General features: G+C 61.7%; 12 protein-coding genes and 1 pseudogene. 9 read left to right on the forward strand and 4 right to left on the reverse strand.

From position 1 onward, the window contains the following. Window positions 1-144: 144 nt before the first annotated feature. The 3 genes from AX768_RS18515 to AX768_RS18525 are packed head-to-tail and all read left to right on the forward strand — an operon-like array spanning window position 145 to window position 2353. On the forward strand, window positions 145-441 hold the full coding sequence (locus AX768_RS18515; RefSeq protein ID WP_062002317.1) for a DUF3649 domain-containing protein: 297 nt from the start codon (window positions 145-147) through the stop codon (window positions 439-441). Beyond that, window positions 441-2072, forward strand: coding sequence for a PepSY-associated TM helix domain-containing protein (locus AX768_RS18520; protein ID WP_062001563.1), 1632 nt, complete (start codon window positions 441-443; stop codon window positions 2070-2072). Before AX768_RS18515 ends, AX768_RS18520 begins: the two co-directional genes overlap by 1 nt. Further along, window positions 2072-2353, forward strand: coding sequence for a DUF3325 domain-containing protein (locus tag AX768_RS18525; RefSeq protein ID WP_062001564.1), 282 nt, complete (start codon window positions 2072-2074; stop codon window positions 2351-2353). The genes AX768_RS18520 and AX768_RS18525 overlap by 1 nt, the downstream gene beginning before the upstream one ends. A gap of 29 nt (window positions 2354-2382) precedes the next feature. On the opposite strand, the gene AX768_RS18530 is transcribed toward AX768_RS18525, so the two are convergent. The 4 genes and pseudogenes from AX768_RS18530 to AX768_RS18545 all read right to left on the reverse strand — a co-directional run bounded on the left by AX768_RS18530 (window position 2383) and on the right by AX768_RS18545 (window position 6345). Beyond that, window positions 2383-3243 carry an ABC transporter permease subunit gene (locus tag AX768_RS18530; protein WP_062001565.1) on the reverse strand — a complete coding sequence of 287 codons (861 nt, stop codon included), beginning with the start codon at window positions 3241-3243 and terminating at the stop codon, window positions 2383-2385. Further along, window positions 3240-4034, reverse strand: coding sequence for a taurine ABC transporter ATP-binding protein (locus AX768_RS18535; protein WP_062001566.1), 795 nt, complete (start codon window positions 4032-4034; stop codon window positions 3240-3242). Before AX768_RS18535 ends, AX768_RS18530 begins: the two co-directional genes overlap by 4 nt. After that, a pseudogene (tauA, locus tag AX768_RS18540) lies at window positions 4031-5054 on the reverse strand (taurine ABC transporter substrate-binding protein). Before tauA ends, AX768_RS18535 begins: the two are co-directional and overlap by 4 nt. A gap of 346 nt (window positions 5055-5400) precedes the next feature. Continuing rightward, on the reverse strand, window positions 5401-6345 hold the full coding sequence (locus tag AX768_RS18545) for a LysR family transcriptional regulator (RefSeq protein ID WP_062001568.1): 945 nt from the start codon (window positions 6343-6345) through the stop codon (window positions 5401-5403). Window positions 6346-6447: 102 nt separating this feature from the next. Here AX768_RS18545 and AX768_RS18550 point away from each other — a divergent pair, with 102 nt between their 5' ends. The 6 genes from AX768_RS18550 to AX768_RS18575 all read left to right on the forward strand — a co-directional run bounded on the left by AX768_RS18550 (window position 6448) and on the right by AX768_RS18575 (window position 14063). Next, window positions 6448-7563 (forward strand): aryl-sulfate sulfotransferase, encoded by a 1116-nt coding sequence (locus AX768_RS18550; RefSeq protein WP_062001569.1) that lies wholly within the window; start codon window positions 6448-6450, stop codon window positions 7561-7563. Window positions 7564-7596: 33 nt separating this feature from the next. Beyond that, window positions 7597-8925 (forward strand): uracil-xanthine permease family protein, encoded by a 1329-nt coding sequence (locus AX768_RS18555; RefSeq protein ID WP_062002318.1) that lies wholly within the window; start codon window positions 7597-7599, stop codon window positions 8923-8925. A gap of 52 nt (window positions 8926-8977) precedes the next feature. Continuing rightward, the gene (locus AX768_RS18560; RefSeq protein ID WP_062001570.1) at window positions 8978-10081 is read left to right on the forward strand and encodes a porin; all 1104 of its coding nucleotides are present in this window, start codon (window positions 8978-8980) and stop codon (window positions 10079-10081) included. Between the two features lie 515 nt (window positions 10082-10596). Next, entirely contained in the window at window positions 10597-11088 is a 492-nt protein-coding gene (locus AX768_RS18565; protein WP_231941519.1) for a polyhydroxyalkanoate granule-associated phasin, read from the forward strand. A gap of 113 nt (window positions 11089-11201) precedes the next feature. Beyond that, window positions 11202-11975, forward strand: a complete 774-nt coding sequence (locus tag AX768_RS18570) for a class I SAM-dependent methyltransferase (protein ID WP_231941520.1) — start codon at window positions 11202-11204, stop codon at window positions 11973-11975. A 129-nt stretch (window positions 11976-12104) separates the two neighbouring features. Then, window positions 12105-14063 carry an acyl CoA:acetate/3-ketoacid CoA transferase gene (locus tag AX768_RS18575; RefSeq protein ID WP_062001571.1) on the forward strand — a complete coding sequence of 653 codons (1959 nt, stop codon included), beginning with the start codon at window positions 12105-12107 and terminating at the stop codon, window positions 14061-14063. Window positions 14064-14116 lie beyond the last annotated feature (53 nt).

Below are 14116 nucleotides of genomic sequence, written 5' to 3' on the forward strand. Positions count from 1 at the left end.
CGTCGAGAACGTGTTCAACGATAACTATTGGCTCGTGAGCGGCGCGTATGCAAAGGTGGCCGCGCCGCGCCGCGCACGTTGCTGTTGTCGGCGCAGATCGACTTTCAATGGCTCCAGCATGACAACGCAAGACACTGCAAGCAAATGAACATCGTCATCACTCGATTCGCCCGCGTGGGGCCGCTGGTATCGCGCATCGTATGCGCCATCTTCGGCGGCTACGCGCTCGCTGCACTGACAAGCGTGGCGACCCTTGCATTGCCGATCAGCAAACCGCAAGCGGTCCTGACGGGCATGCTTGCCAGCTTTATCGTGTATGTCTGCGCTGTGATCTGGGTGTTTGCGGTGCGCAGCGCCTTGCGTGCGTGGACCGGATGTCTGGTCGCGGCGCTGCCGTTGTTGTGTGCAGCCTGGACCGTGTGGTCGGGAGGGCATGTCTGATGAAGGCATCTTCCACCCCGAAGCCGCAGGCCCGCGGCATCCGCCAGAGCATGTCCGACCTGCATACATGGGCGGGCTTGCTTGTCGGATGGATTCTCTACGCAATGTTCCTTACCGGCACGGTCAGCTACTTCAAGGAAGAAATAACGCAATGGATGCGGCCTGAAGTTGCGCACCGGACAGCGCCGCCCGACGCCGCGCTGACGGCCGAGCGCGTAGCCACGACGCTCGGTACGCTGGCCGCAGGCAGCGCGCAGTGGAGTTTCGATCTGCCCAATGAACGAAGCAGCGTGATCGGTTCGTTCTGGCGCACGCCGGGTATTGCGACCGGAAAACGTGCGTTCCAGGAAGCGAGCTTCGACGTCGACACCGGCCAGAAAGTGACGGCACGCGACACGCTTGGCGGCGATTTTTTTTATCGGTTCCACTTCCAGTTCTACTACATGCCTGCGTCATGGGGACGGTGGATCGCGGGCTTCTGCGCGATGTTCATGCTGGTCGCCATCATTAGCGGCGTGATCACGCACAAGAAGATCTTTGTCGACTTCTTTACGTTCCGATGGGGCAAGGGCCAACGTTCATGGCTCGATGCGCATAACGCGCTGTCGGTCTTCGGGCTGCCGTTCCACCTGATGATCACTTACACCGGCCTCGTCACCCTGATGGCGATGTACATGCCGTTCGGGTCCCAGGCCGCGTTCAGGACGCCGGCAGAGAGCCAGCAGATGACAACGCAGTTGAGCGCCTTCATCCAGCCGGGCAAGCCGAGCGGGCAGAAAGCGCCGCTTGCGCCAGTCGGCCCGATGGTGCGTGAAGCCGAGGCCCGCTGGGGACGCGGCAATGCCGGGCGCGTGACGATCACCCATCCCGGCGATAGCGCGGCGCGCGTTGCCGTTTCGCGCGGGGACGCAGCACGTGTTTCCATGAGCCCGCAATATCTGTTGTTCGACGGCGCGACCGGCAAGCTGATCGAAGTGAAAGGCGGCGTCGGCGCGGCGGCGGAAACGCGCGGGGTGCTGTATGCGTTGCACCTCGGCCGGTTCAGCGGCTTGCAGTTGCGCTGGCTGTATTTCATCGTGAGTCTTGCCGGCACGGCGATGGTAGGCACCGGCCTCGTCATGTGGACGGTCAAACGGCGTCAAAAGCTGCCCGATCCTGCGCGGCCTTATTTCGGCTTCTGGCTCGTCGAGCGTTTGAATATTGCGAGCATCGCGGGGCTTTCCATCGCGATGACGGGGTTCCTGTGGGCCAACCGGCTGCTGCCCGTGGCAATGCCCGAGCGCCCGAAAGCAGAGATCAACCTGTTCTTCACGATATGGGCGGCAACCTTGCTGTACACGCTTGCACGGCCTGCAAAGCGCGCCTGGATTGAATTGCTGTGGTTCGCGGCCGGCTTGCTGGCGTTCTTGCCCTTGCTCAATGCGCTCACCACGCAACGGCCGTTGTGGCGTTCCATCGCGCAAGGTGACTGGGTGTTCGTGGGCTTCGATCTGATGATGTGGGCTTTCGCGGCGCTGCATGCGGCGCTGGCGGTCCGCACGGGGCGTCATCGGCCACGTGTGAAGGCTGTGGCAAGAAGCGCGGCCGGACGCCGGGTTGCGGTGCGGGAAGCAGAAGAGGAGAGCACGTGATGCATGGATTGGCTTTGATCATTTGCGTACTGTCCTTTGCGTTTCTCGCCCTTGCCATGGAGCGGCATCAGGACACGGTATTCGGACGGAAATTGCGCGAAGGTCAGTCGCGCAGGTTCCGGATCGCAGGTTGGTGCGGGATTTTGCTGGCGCTCAGTTTCGTAGTCGGCGACGAAGGGTGGGCGATGGGACTCGTCAGTTTCGGCGGTTGCACGAGTCTCGCGGCCGGAATCGTTTATGGCGCGCTGATACTTCGGGACCGGCGGGGCGCACGCGGTTAGCGTTCCTTAAAAGAAGAAGCGCGAAGCACTCACGACTTGCCGCGCCAGGGCACGAGCCGTCGTTCGAGAGCCCGCATGCCGAGATCGAACGTCCACGCAATCAGGCCAATCAGCACGATGCCCATGACCACCACGTCGGTGCGCAGGAAACTCGATGCGTTGAGCACCATCTGTCCGAGTCCTGCTGTCGCTGCAACCATCTCGGCGGCGACAAGCGTGGTCCAGCCGAAGCCAATGGCGATCCTCAGCCCGGTCAGGATCTCGGGCAGCGCCGCGGGCAAGACAACGTGACGCACCACCTGGACAAAACTGCCGCCAAGCGAGTAGGCCGCGTTGATCTGCTCGGCGCTCGCGCTGCGTGCGCCGGCGCGCGCGGCCATTGCAACCGGCGCAAAACAGGCGAGATAGATCACGATCAGCTTCGCGGTTTCATCGATACCGAACCAGATCACGACCAGCGGCAAATACGCGAGCGGCGGCAAGGGCCTGTAGAACTCGAGCAGCGGATCGAGCAACCCCCGCGCGACGCGGCTTACTCCCATCAGGATGCCGACGGGCACGGCCGTGACAGCGGCCAGCGCAAACGCACCGAACACGCGGATGGCGCTCCACATCAGATGCTGGGACAGCGGCAGGCCGCCCTGGATGCGTCCGTTCCAGGCATCGATAAACGCGGCCCATACCGCTTGCGGCGAAGGCAGGAAAAGCGGCGCAACCCAATGAAACGATGTCGCCGCCCACCACAACGCGGCAATGGCGGCGACAGAGACAACACTCAACGCCGCGGTCGGTCCTTCGCCCGGCAATCCGCGCCGCGGTTTGCGACGGCGGCGGGCTCGCGTAGCCGGGGTAGTGTCCGCTGCCGTGGGTAACGAATCGACAGAGCTCATGACCGCGCCTCGCTCGTCGTTGAGTGCGGCTCCGCGTGCAGCCGTCTTACCAGCCGCTCACGCCACTCGATGAACGCCAGCGACGACTTGACCGCGCGTGCATCGCGGGAAGCCAGGAACTGGCGGGCGAACGGTACATCGTGACTCTCGGCGATCCGGCCGGGACCGGGCGTCATGAGTACGAGCCGCGTGGCAAGAAACAATGCTTCTTCCACGCTGTGAGTGATGAAGAAAATGGTCTTGCGCGTGCGGCCCCAGACATCGAGCACGAGTTCCTGCATGGTTTCACGCGTGAGTGCATCGAGCGCGCCCATGGGTTCGTCCATCAGCAGCACCTGCGGGTCACTTGCGAGCGCGCGAGCTATGCCCACCCGCTGCTGCATCCCGCCCGAAAGCGCATAGACGCGCGCGTCTGCATGTTTTTCAAGCCCGACGAGCGCCAGCGTTTCTCGCGCGATCTCGCGCCGGCGTGTGCGCCCGACACCCTGAAAACGCAGCCCGAGCGCGACGTTATCGATCACATTGAGCCAGGGCATGAGCGCGTACTTTTGAAACACCACACCGCGTTCGGCGCCCGGTCCGTCGATTGGCTCGTCATTCAGGCGCGCTTCGCCTGTGGTCGGATCGATGAACCCGGCGAGGCAGTTGAGCAAGGTCGTCTTGCCGCATCCCGAGGCGCCGAGCGCGACGACAAATTCGCCGCTCTCGATCTGCAGGTCGACGCCCTCAAGGGCAGGCGAGGCTGCGCCTTCATAGGTCACGCCGAGGCCACGGATATCGAGCGTGCTCATTTTGCCGCTTGCTGCACGAAGCGCGGATCTACGCCCTTTGAGTAGTCGGGCAGCACGTTCTGGATCGTGCCTTGCGTCTTGAGGAACTCGGCCGTCGCCGCGAGCGACTTCGCAGCACCGCCTTGTGCGCCGCCGCCAAGCCACGTCGGCGACGCCTGCTCTGTGGGTGTCGGGAATGCATAGAGCGCGAGGCTGGCGGGGACATCGGCTGCATTGGCGCCCGATTCCTTCGCCACGCCTTCGACTTCCTTCGAGTCCGGCGTCCATGCAGACGGATGATCACGATATTGCGCGTCGGTCGTGGCAAGCACCTTGACGAGGCTCGTGAGGAACGGCCCGTTATCCTGCGCGAACTTGCGGCTGACGGCGAAGCCATCGAAGGTAGCCTTGCCGGTTTCCTTCGCCACTTGTCCCGATGTGATCAGCACCTGCCCATTCTTCTTGACCTTCGCGAGAACCGGATCCCAGATGTAAGTCGCGTCGATATCGCCGCGCTCCCATGCCGCCGCTACTTCCGGCGGACGCAGGTTGACGATCTTCACCGTGGACGGATCGACGCCGGCGTGCTGCAGCGCGACCAGCGCATGGAAGTGCGAGGTCGACACGAAAGGCAGGCCGATCTTCTTGCCCTTCAGGTCAGTGAGCTTGGTGACGCCCGAACCGTTGCGCGCAACGAGTGCTTCCGCGTCGTTGATATTGTCGAGGATCCAGAAGAGGGAAATGTCCACGCCCTGCGACAAACCCGCCGCAATCGGGCTCGAACCGGCTTCACCAAGCTGGATTGAGCCGGACGCAAGCGCGCGGATCACGTCCGCGCCGCTGCCCAGTTTGCGATAGCTGACCTTGTATCCGGTCGCCTTTTCAACCGCGCCGCTCACTTGCGCATATCGCCAGGGCACGACCATGTCCTGGTAACCGATCACGACCTCGCGTGGTTCGGCTATGCGCGGCGCCGAGGGCAATGGAGAAGAGCGCAACGCCGGCGAATATCGACCGAAGCGAGGAGAAAGGGGGTTTCATCGGGAGCCCGTTATCTGACGGATGTTATGTAAGGCTCTCGACTATATGCAATCGACAACGCTTTGGTTCGAAGCATTCCTGCATTGCAAATGACATGGCATGCAGAACGCCATGCCTTCGCTAACCCTGATTCACAGCGACGTGACTCGCCGACGCTCGCGCCGAACGTGGAGCCGCACGAGCCGAGTCCGGGATCAGTGCTTCGAGCGCGGCGCGATCGCGCGCCTTGATCTAACAAGAAATTGACCGAACCTTATCGCGTGAACGGGGCTGCTTGTTTTCGCCTGTGCATATAAGCTCCCACTCCATGGCGAGATTGTGTGTGGCCTCGTTCTGGTGGTGCAGATCATCGTTGTGATTTTGCGGAGACGCCTTGAGACTCAAAGCGCTCCTCCATGCGAGTAATCGCGTGCCCCAGAAACTCCTGGAACATGCCCATGGCTGTCGTCGTGGTCAGGTCTGATCGCTGATAAAGGCAACTGAACGACTTGGCTCCCGCATCCGAGAGCGGAGTCCACACGAGTCGTCCCTGTTCGACGTCTTCCGCCACGTTCTCGGCAATCAGGAAGCCGATACCCAGGCCATTGGCCACCAGACGCCGAACCATCGAGACCGAACTGGTCTCGACGAGCGGGCGCGCCTTTCTCTGCTCCCGATGATCGATCTGATCGACCATTGCGCGCAATTCCGTGTCGGGTGTCATCAGGATCAGGGGATAGTCGAGACAGTCGCGCAACCGAGGCCGCCTGTCCAGCTCGCACAACGGATGACCGGGCGCTGCGACCAGCCCCAGACGCTGAGCGAACGCCCGCACTTCGACTACGCCTGGCGGCGGCTTGCGGCGCAGGCCATAGCCAATGTCAGCCTCGCCCGTCTCGACCCACTTCAGGATGCTCTCGCCATTGCCGGAGCGCACGCTGAAGGTGATCCCGGGATAACTCTTGATGGCCGCCTCGATGGCCTCCGGGACCATGTGTTCGGCCGAGGAAGGCGACACCGCGAGGTTGATATGACCGCGGCGCAGCGAGCGAAGATCTTCTATCTGCGTCATGGCGTTGTCGAAGTCACGTTGCCCGCGTCGTACGGCCGCGATCACGATCTCGCCGGCCGTGGTCAATTTCATGCCACGCGGCAGCCGGTCGAACAGCGGCGTGCCGACCTGTTCTTCAAGATTCATGATTTGCTGGTGCACGGCGGCCGCCGTCAAATGCAGCGCCTGAGCAGCTTTTCGGATGGAACCGCGGCGGACGACTTCGTCGAAGCATCGGAATGTCTGTGATATTGAGCGCATGGATCGGGTGTATGTTTTTTCCGAACGGGCCGTAAAGAATAATCATATTTTCCTGACGGCCAGTATCCCCTACATTGGGCTCCGTCATCAAAGGAGTTCAACGTGTCAACGTCCGTAGACCAGATTACCCAGCGACGCCGCGGCGTCGGTCTCATCGCCCATGATCCCGCGCTATCGGCGCATGGCTATACCCTGATCGCGCCGCAAACGGGCGGGGGTCATGTCTATCTCATCGATATGCAAGGTGAGGTCGTGCATCAATGGAAGATGCCCGTGCGCCCCGGACGTCACGCTGTGATCCTGCCTAACGGCAACCTCGGCTACAACGGCAGCCATGCACATTCGCCCGATCGCTATGCGCCCTGGTCGATGTGGCACGGCGGCGATTTCTCCGAAGTCACACCGCAGGGCGAAGTGGTCTGGCGTTACGAAGATCCCGCGCATCACCACGACGCGCAATGGCTTCCCAATGGCCACCTCCTGTATTCGGCCTGCGCGCCAGTTCCACCCGGCTTCGCTGGGCGAGTACCCGGTGGCACGGCACACGGACCCGACGAAGTCATGTATGGCGACGTCATCCGCGAAGTGAATCGCGCGGGTGAAGTCATATGGGAATGGAAAGCCTGGGAACATTTGAATCCCGAGGACTTCCCGATCGCCCCGGGCTTCGGCCGATACCACTGGCCGCTCGTGAACGGCATCGGTGTCAACGCACAGGGCCAGGTGCTCATGAGCTTGCGGACGACCTCCGGCATCATCGCAGTGGACAAGCAGACGGGCGCGCTCGCCATGCATATTCCGCCCAGCGTGGTGTCGCACCAGCACGCGCCGGTGGCGCTGCCGAACGGCAACATCCTCACCTTCGATAACGGCAACTTTCGCACTGGCGCGCACGTCGCGTTCTCGCGCGTGCTCGAGATCGATCCCTCGAACAACGCGGTCGTGTGGTCCTACGCTGACGACGTGGTGAACGTGTTCTACAGCCCGTTCATGGGCAACGCGCAGCGCCTGCCCAACGGCAATACGCACGTGACGGAGTCCGCGACAGGCCGCCTGTTCGAGGTCACGCCCGCAGGCGAAGTGGTTTGGGAATACATCATTCCGTGGTTCGATCAATACCCCGATGAAGCCGCACGCAAGACCGGTCCCGGCCAGTTGAACAGCGTGTTCCAGACCCTCCGGTACGGCCGCGAGCAATTGCCCTGGCTACCGGCCTGAACCATGCCCACGCGCCTGACTTCCGGAGGGGCCATGAGTCCTGATCCAGCAAGAGATCCCGTCGATGCACGCCTGCCCGCATGGCAACTCGTGCTGTTCGGCTTACAACATGTTTTATCGATGGCGGCATCGCCGATCACGGCCGTTTTCCTCGTCGCCAGGATGCTGTCGCTGCCCGCTGAACTCACGGTCCAGTTGATCGGTGCGACATTTCTTGCTTGCGGCATCGGCACGTTGCTGCAGTCGTTCGGCTGGGCGGCCATTGGCGCGCGACTCCCGTTCGTGATGGTTCCGGGCGGCGCGCCGGTGATGCTGTTCGCCCTCGTCGCGAGGCAGACCGACCTGCAGACCGCCGCCGGGTCGGTGATCCTCACGAGCCTGTTCTACTGGATCATCCTGCCGGTGTTCGCGCGTTGCCTGCGCTTTTTTCCTCGCGTGGTGATCGGCGCCATGTTGCTGCTGGTGTCGGTGAGCCTGATCAAGATCTATGCGGGCGTGATCGTCGGACAGCCCGGCACTCCGACATTCGCGCAGCCGCAGGCGCTCGGACTTGCGCTCCTGACCATTGCCTCCACGCTTCTGATTGCGCGTGCCCTGAAAGGAGCGGCGGGGCGGCTTGCGGTGCTGCTGGGCCTCGTCATCGGCGCGTTGGCAAGCTGGGCATTGGGCTACATGCCGCTCGCCACTGTCATGCAGGGTCCCGTTTTCACGCACCCGGTGCTGTTCCCGTTCGGCACGCCGCATTTCGATGTGATCGCCGCCCTGCCCATGCTGATTTTCAGCGTGATATCGATGGCCGAAGCAACGGCGCAGACGGTCGCAGTCGGCGAGATCACGGGCAGGGTCATCGATGCTTCGCGCGACGTTCCCCGCACCATTCGCGGCGACGCCGTGGCTTCACTGATCGGTGCGTTGCTCGGCACGTCGCTCATCATCACGAGCGCCGAAAACATTGGCGTGGTGCAGACGACCGGCGTGCGTTCACGCTATGTCACGGCTACCGCCGGCGTTATGTTGATCGTGATCGCACTGTTCGCGCCGCTCGCACGGCTTGCTTATTCGATCCCCGCGCCAGTGGTCGGGGGCACGGCTTTGATCGTCTTCGCGATGATCGGTGTCATGGGCATCAAGATGCTTGGACAGGTCGACCTGAATGCGCGCAGCAATCAGTACACGCTCGCCGTGGCGTTGATCGTCGGCCTGCTGCCGATACTGGTCCCCAATCTCTACGCCCGCTTTCCCGCGAACCTGCAACTCGTGCTCAGCAACGGCATGGCGGCAGGGACGGTGGCGGCGATCATCGTCAATCTTGTCTTTACTGCTGTGTGGGCGCGGCCCGGGAAAAAGATTCAGACAACCTGAACCCGCGCCGTTCCTTTCCCTTCCTTTCCTTCCACGCTTTTCCTCTCTTCCAATGAAAATTGCATCCGTCGTGTGCGCGGCCGGGGTCGCGTCTGCTGTCGCGCTCTCTGCGCCTTCAAGTGTTCATGCGCAAAGCAGCGTGACGTTGTACGGAAGTTTCGATGCGGGACTTGGCTATGTCAGCAACCTCCACGGGTCCCGGGCTTTTATCGCCGAGCAGGGCACATTGCAAGCCGACCGGTTCGGATTTCAAGGCGTTGAAGATCTCGGCGGCGGCCGCTCGGCGCTGTTCCGACTCGAAGGCGGATTCGTCACCACCACGGGCGCGGCCGCGAGCGCCGGCACTTTGTTCAACCGGCAGGCCTATGTGGGCCTCTCCGATCCCCGGTTCGGCACGGTCACATTGGGGCGGCAGACCGACTGGAATTTCGACTGGCTGGGCTCGGTATCCACAGGACAGTTGCTTGGGGATTTTTCCGCGTTTCATCCGGGCAACCTCGATGGTCTCGGCAGCACGTTGCCCGTGCAACTATCGAGCACGGTCAAATGGAAAAGTTCGAACTACAGCGGCTTGACGTTCGGTGCGCTCTACGGATTTCCTGGCGCAACGGGCAGCAATACCAACGGCCGGACGATCAGCTTTGGCAGCAATTACACGAATGGACCGGTGAAGCTCGTCGCAGTGTATTCGGAATATCGGGACCGCTTGCTGCCGCTCGCCGGCGGCCTCGGACTGAGCACATTCGAAGGTCAGGCCCTGGCCGCGGGCGCGACGTTCAACGCCCGGCAGGTCCGCGATGCGGGCATTGGCGGGTCGTACCGGTTCGAACGCGTGACGGTGCACGCGCTGGCCACGGATCTGCGTATCACGTCGGCCCGCACGGAACACTTTCGTACTTTCGATGGCGGCGCGAACCTGCGCCTGACGCCATCGGAAGAAGTATCGGCGGGCGCTTGGACGGCGACGCTCGAAGGGCACCGCTGGACCCAGTTCACGGTCGCCAACGTCTATTCGCTCTCCAAATCGACGCAGGTTTATGCGGACCTGATGTTCGAGACCGCGGGCGGCGGCGCGGTGGCGGATACGTTGGGGATCGGCGCGTCGTCGGGTGGCCGGCAGACGGTCTTGCTTACCGGGATTCATCATCTCTTCTGAGTCATGCACCAACAGGGCCCGTAGCTGCAAATCGGTCCTTGTGTGCGCAGTTGCTCCCGCCACTGCCAAGGGGCCAACGCTGCGCCACCGAAATAAAATGTTGCGATGCAGCATGTATCGGCCTATGCTGGATCAACGTAACGAGATGAGCAACGGCAATTGGCGTCGGCGACGGCCGGCCCGCAGTCGGCCCGTCGATAGCACTCACAGATCGTGAAGGAGCTTGGCTGATTAACTGGCTGTTTTGACCGCTTTGATACCGGGCTGGCCGCCAATCCGGCAAAAACGACGCCGAAACCAGAAGTCAAGAACGAAAGTCCGTGCCCACGCCTCGGACGACCGGATTATTTTCGGTTAGCAGCCCTTTCAGTACTGCGGCATCGCTCCAGGCAATTCCCTTCGCACCATCAGGCACATTTCTGACATATCAAATTTGCGATCTGACACGGTCCTTTATTTATTGATTGGGATCATTATCAGGTATCCCTCTCGGACGTCTTATTCTGGAGCGCTTCATGACTTCTTCCACCCTTTCACCGGCGCTCGGCGAGCTTTCGGCGAACTGGTTACGCCTCTTCACTGAAACCTGCGAAATGCTCACTGCGACGACGGAAGTCGTCAAAGTCCGCACCACTCGTCTTGTCATGGCCGGGCCGCTGCCCAACGAGCGCGACCGGACCGAATTCAGCCTGATGAGCCGGGAAAAAAGCGATGCGGCGAACGAATCGCTTCAGGCAATGGGTTCGGGGTTCATAGGCTTGAGCATGGGACTGGCGATGGCAACCAGCAAGCACATCTGGGCCACGTCGGCCGCCGCCGCGGACCTGGCTTCGAGCCGGTCAGCCGCGCAATTTCTCGAACGCCAGGCAGCGCTTGTAAAGGTCGCAGCAGCCTCTCCAGCCAACCCTTTGCAGTTGGCAAGTTCCGCGACGCGCGTGGTGCAGGAAAGCCTCGCACCCATTCACGGCCGTGCAACAGCAAATGCCAAACGGCTGGGTGCGCTTTGACAGCCGCCGTGCTGACGCCGCCCTCTCTTCGGCAAGAAGACCGGGCGGCGCGCAGCCACAAAGCCCAGGCACCGGCGAAGATCACTTCTACATTGCACGGCGTGTCTGAAACGATGCTATGGACGCTTTACGATCGGGCGTCCGAAGCACGTCGCGACGACGGCATTCTTAACGACCCTGACAGCGTCCGTATCTGCGATGCGATCGACTACGATTTCATCGGCCATTTCGGCGAACCCGTCGGTGCATTTGCGGCGCGTGCGGCAGAGATCGACCAGCTCCTGAAGCGATGGCTCGAACGTCATCCCGACGGCTTGATCATATCCTTGGGCGAAGGGCTGGAAACGCAGGCTCGCCGCGTGGACAACGGGCGGATGCGCTGGCTGACGGTCGATCTTCCTGCTGCCATCGAACTGCGCGAGCATTTTCTTCCATCGTCCACGCGCTTCGATCACATTACCGCGAGCGTGTTCGAGCCAGGATGGATCGACGGGATCGAATCCGGCCCCGATGTTTTCATCGTCGTTCAAGGCCTCTTCATGTATCTCGAACCCGAAACCGTGAGACGTCTGTTCATACAGATCGTGGAGCGTTTTCCGGGTGCTGAAATTGCGTTCGACATCATTCCGCGATGGTTTTCCCAGTTGACCCTGTGGGGCTTCATGCAGACGCCGCGCTATCGCCTGCCGCCCATGCCTTGGGGTATCGATAGTAACGAGATTGCGGGTCGCCTGCGCAACTGGTCGTCATCCATCGCTGCCATGAACGTGCTCGAGTACAGGATCCCGCGTGGCTGGCCGAAGGTGACCGAGGACCTTTTTCGCATGAATCCGCTGACAAGATGTCACTTGCCGTGCCTGGTCCATTTGAAGGTTCGCGAGCAGTAGTGACCGCGCCGCGCAGTTCAATGCCGCGCGCACGAAGGAAAGCGCCTGACACAGACATAACGCAATTCCAAGGCTGGGAAGCATCACGGCAACGGTCATAAAATCCACCCCTTCTTCGAGCCCCGCGTCATGAAAGACAAGATTGTCACCGCTGATGAAGCGATCGAGTTGATCCGCGATGGGGACGCTGTATGCTGCTCCGGCTTTGTCGGAATCGGTACTCCGGACGACTTGATCATGGCGCTGGAAAGACGGTTCACGGGCTCGGGTTCGCCACGCGATCTCACGCTCGTATTTGCCGCCGCGCCGGGGGACGGCAAGGATCAGGGCCTGAACCGGGTTGCACTGCCGGGGCTGGTAAAACGCGCCATTGGCGGACATTGGGCGCTATTGCCGAAGCTCGCGAAGATGGCGACCGACGATGCGATCGAGGCATACAACCTTCCGCTCGGAACGATCTCGCATTTGTATCGGGACATCGCCGCTCATCGGGCTGGCACGCTGACTCAGGTGGGACTGGGCACGTTCGTCGATCCCCGCCAGGGTGGCGGAAAGATCAACGCGAGAACGACCGAGGAACTGGTCAGCACCATCGAAATCGATGGCAAGACGTGGCTTTTCTACAAGGTCTTTCCCATCAACGTGACCCTGATCCGAGGCACCACGGCAGACCCCGAAGGCAACGTCACGATGGAGCGCGAGGCGCTCGTGCTCGACGCGATGGAGGCGGCAATGGCCGCCCATAACTCGAACGGACTCGTGATCGTCCAGGTGGAAAGGATCGCTGCGAGCGGGACGCTCGATCCTCGTGCAGTCGTCGTTCCCGGTATCTTCGTTGACCGTGTCGTGGTCGCATCCAATGGCGCGCACGCCCAGACTTACGGTATGGCATATAGCCCCGCTTTTTCCGGCGAAATGAAGGTGCCGTCGGGCACGACGCGAAGCCAGGTGCTCGACGAGCGAAAGGTGATCGCGCGTCGATGCGCCTTCGAGCTTCCCTTGGGTAGCGTGATCAACCTGGGTATTGGCGTCCCTGAAGTCGTAGGAGCCGTCGCCGCGGAAGAGCAACTGCTGAGCCACCTGACGTTGACCGCTGAACCCGGTGTGATCGGCGGCGCGCCCCAGGGCGGCTTGAATTTCGGCGCGGCAATCAATATCGATGCCCTGCTGCACCAGAACCAGCAGTTCGATTTCTACGATGGCGGAGGGCTGGACCTCGCGTGTCTCGGCATGGCGGAGATCGACCGGTGTGGAAACGTCAACGTCAGCCGCTTCGGGCCGCGCCTGGCCGGTGCCGGCGGATTCATCAACATCAGCCAGAACGCGCGGCGCGTGGTGTTCGCGGGAACGTTCACGGCCGGCGGACTCGAAGTCGCAGTCGAGGATGGACGTCTGCGTATCGTGTCGGAAGGGTCGAAGAGGAAACTCGTCGAGTCGGTCGAGCAGATCACGTTCAACGGGTCTCTCGCGGCCGAACGCGGCCAGCCTGTGACGTATGTGACTGAGCGGTGCGTCTTCCAGCGCGTGTCCGAAGGACTTGAGCTGACCGAAATTGCACCCGGCATCGATATGGAGCGCGACATTCTTGCCCACATGGACTTCATGCCTATAGTGCGCAACGTGCGTTCGATGGACCCCCGTATTTTCCTGCCGCAACTCATGGGGCTCGCAACGGTGCTCCTCGATCGGCAAATGAGCGAGCGGCTCAGCTATGACGTCGGGCGCAACACGCTCTTTGCGAACTTCGAGGGCATGGGCGTCCGCTCGACCAGCGACGTGGAAAGTGTGCGGCGCGTGCTCGAGGCATTCTGCGATGGAATCGCCCATAAGGTTTCACTGATAGTCAACTACGACGGATTCCGTCTGGATGATCCGGTTGCCGATACGTACTTCGCAATGGTCAGGCGTTTGCAGCTCAAGTACTACAGCTCGGCGACCCGTTTCTCCGCCAGTGCATTCATGCGCGTGAAACTGGGCGCCGCTTTTTGTGAAGTCGATGCGGAATCGCACGTATGCGAAACGCATGCGCAAGCCGCAAGCCATGTGGCGAGCCAACTCGAAGATGAAGTAGGGCGCCCGCTACGCTGAGTCTTGCTTCCAGCGTCAGGGACATTCAATGCGCAATCCCGCATCTTTTGGCA

This window comes from Burkholderia sp. PAMC 28687 (genome assembly GCF_001577465.1).
Lineage (GTDB): Bacteria > Pseudomonadota > Gammaproteobacteria > Burkholderiales > Burkholderiaceae > Caballeronia.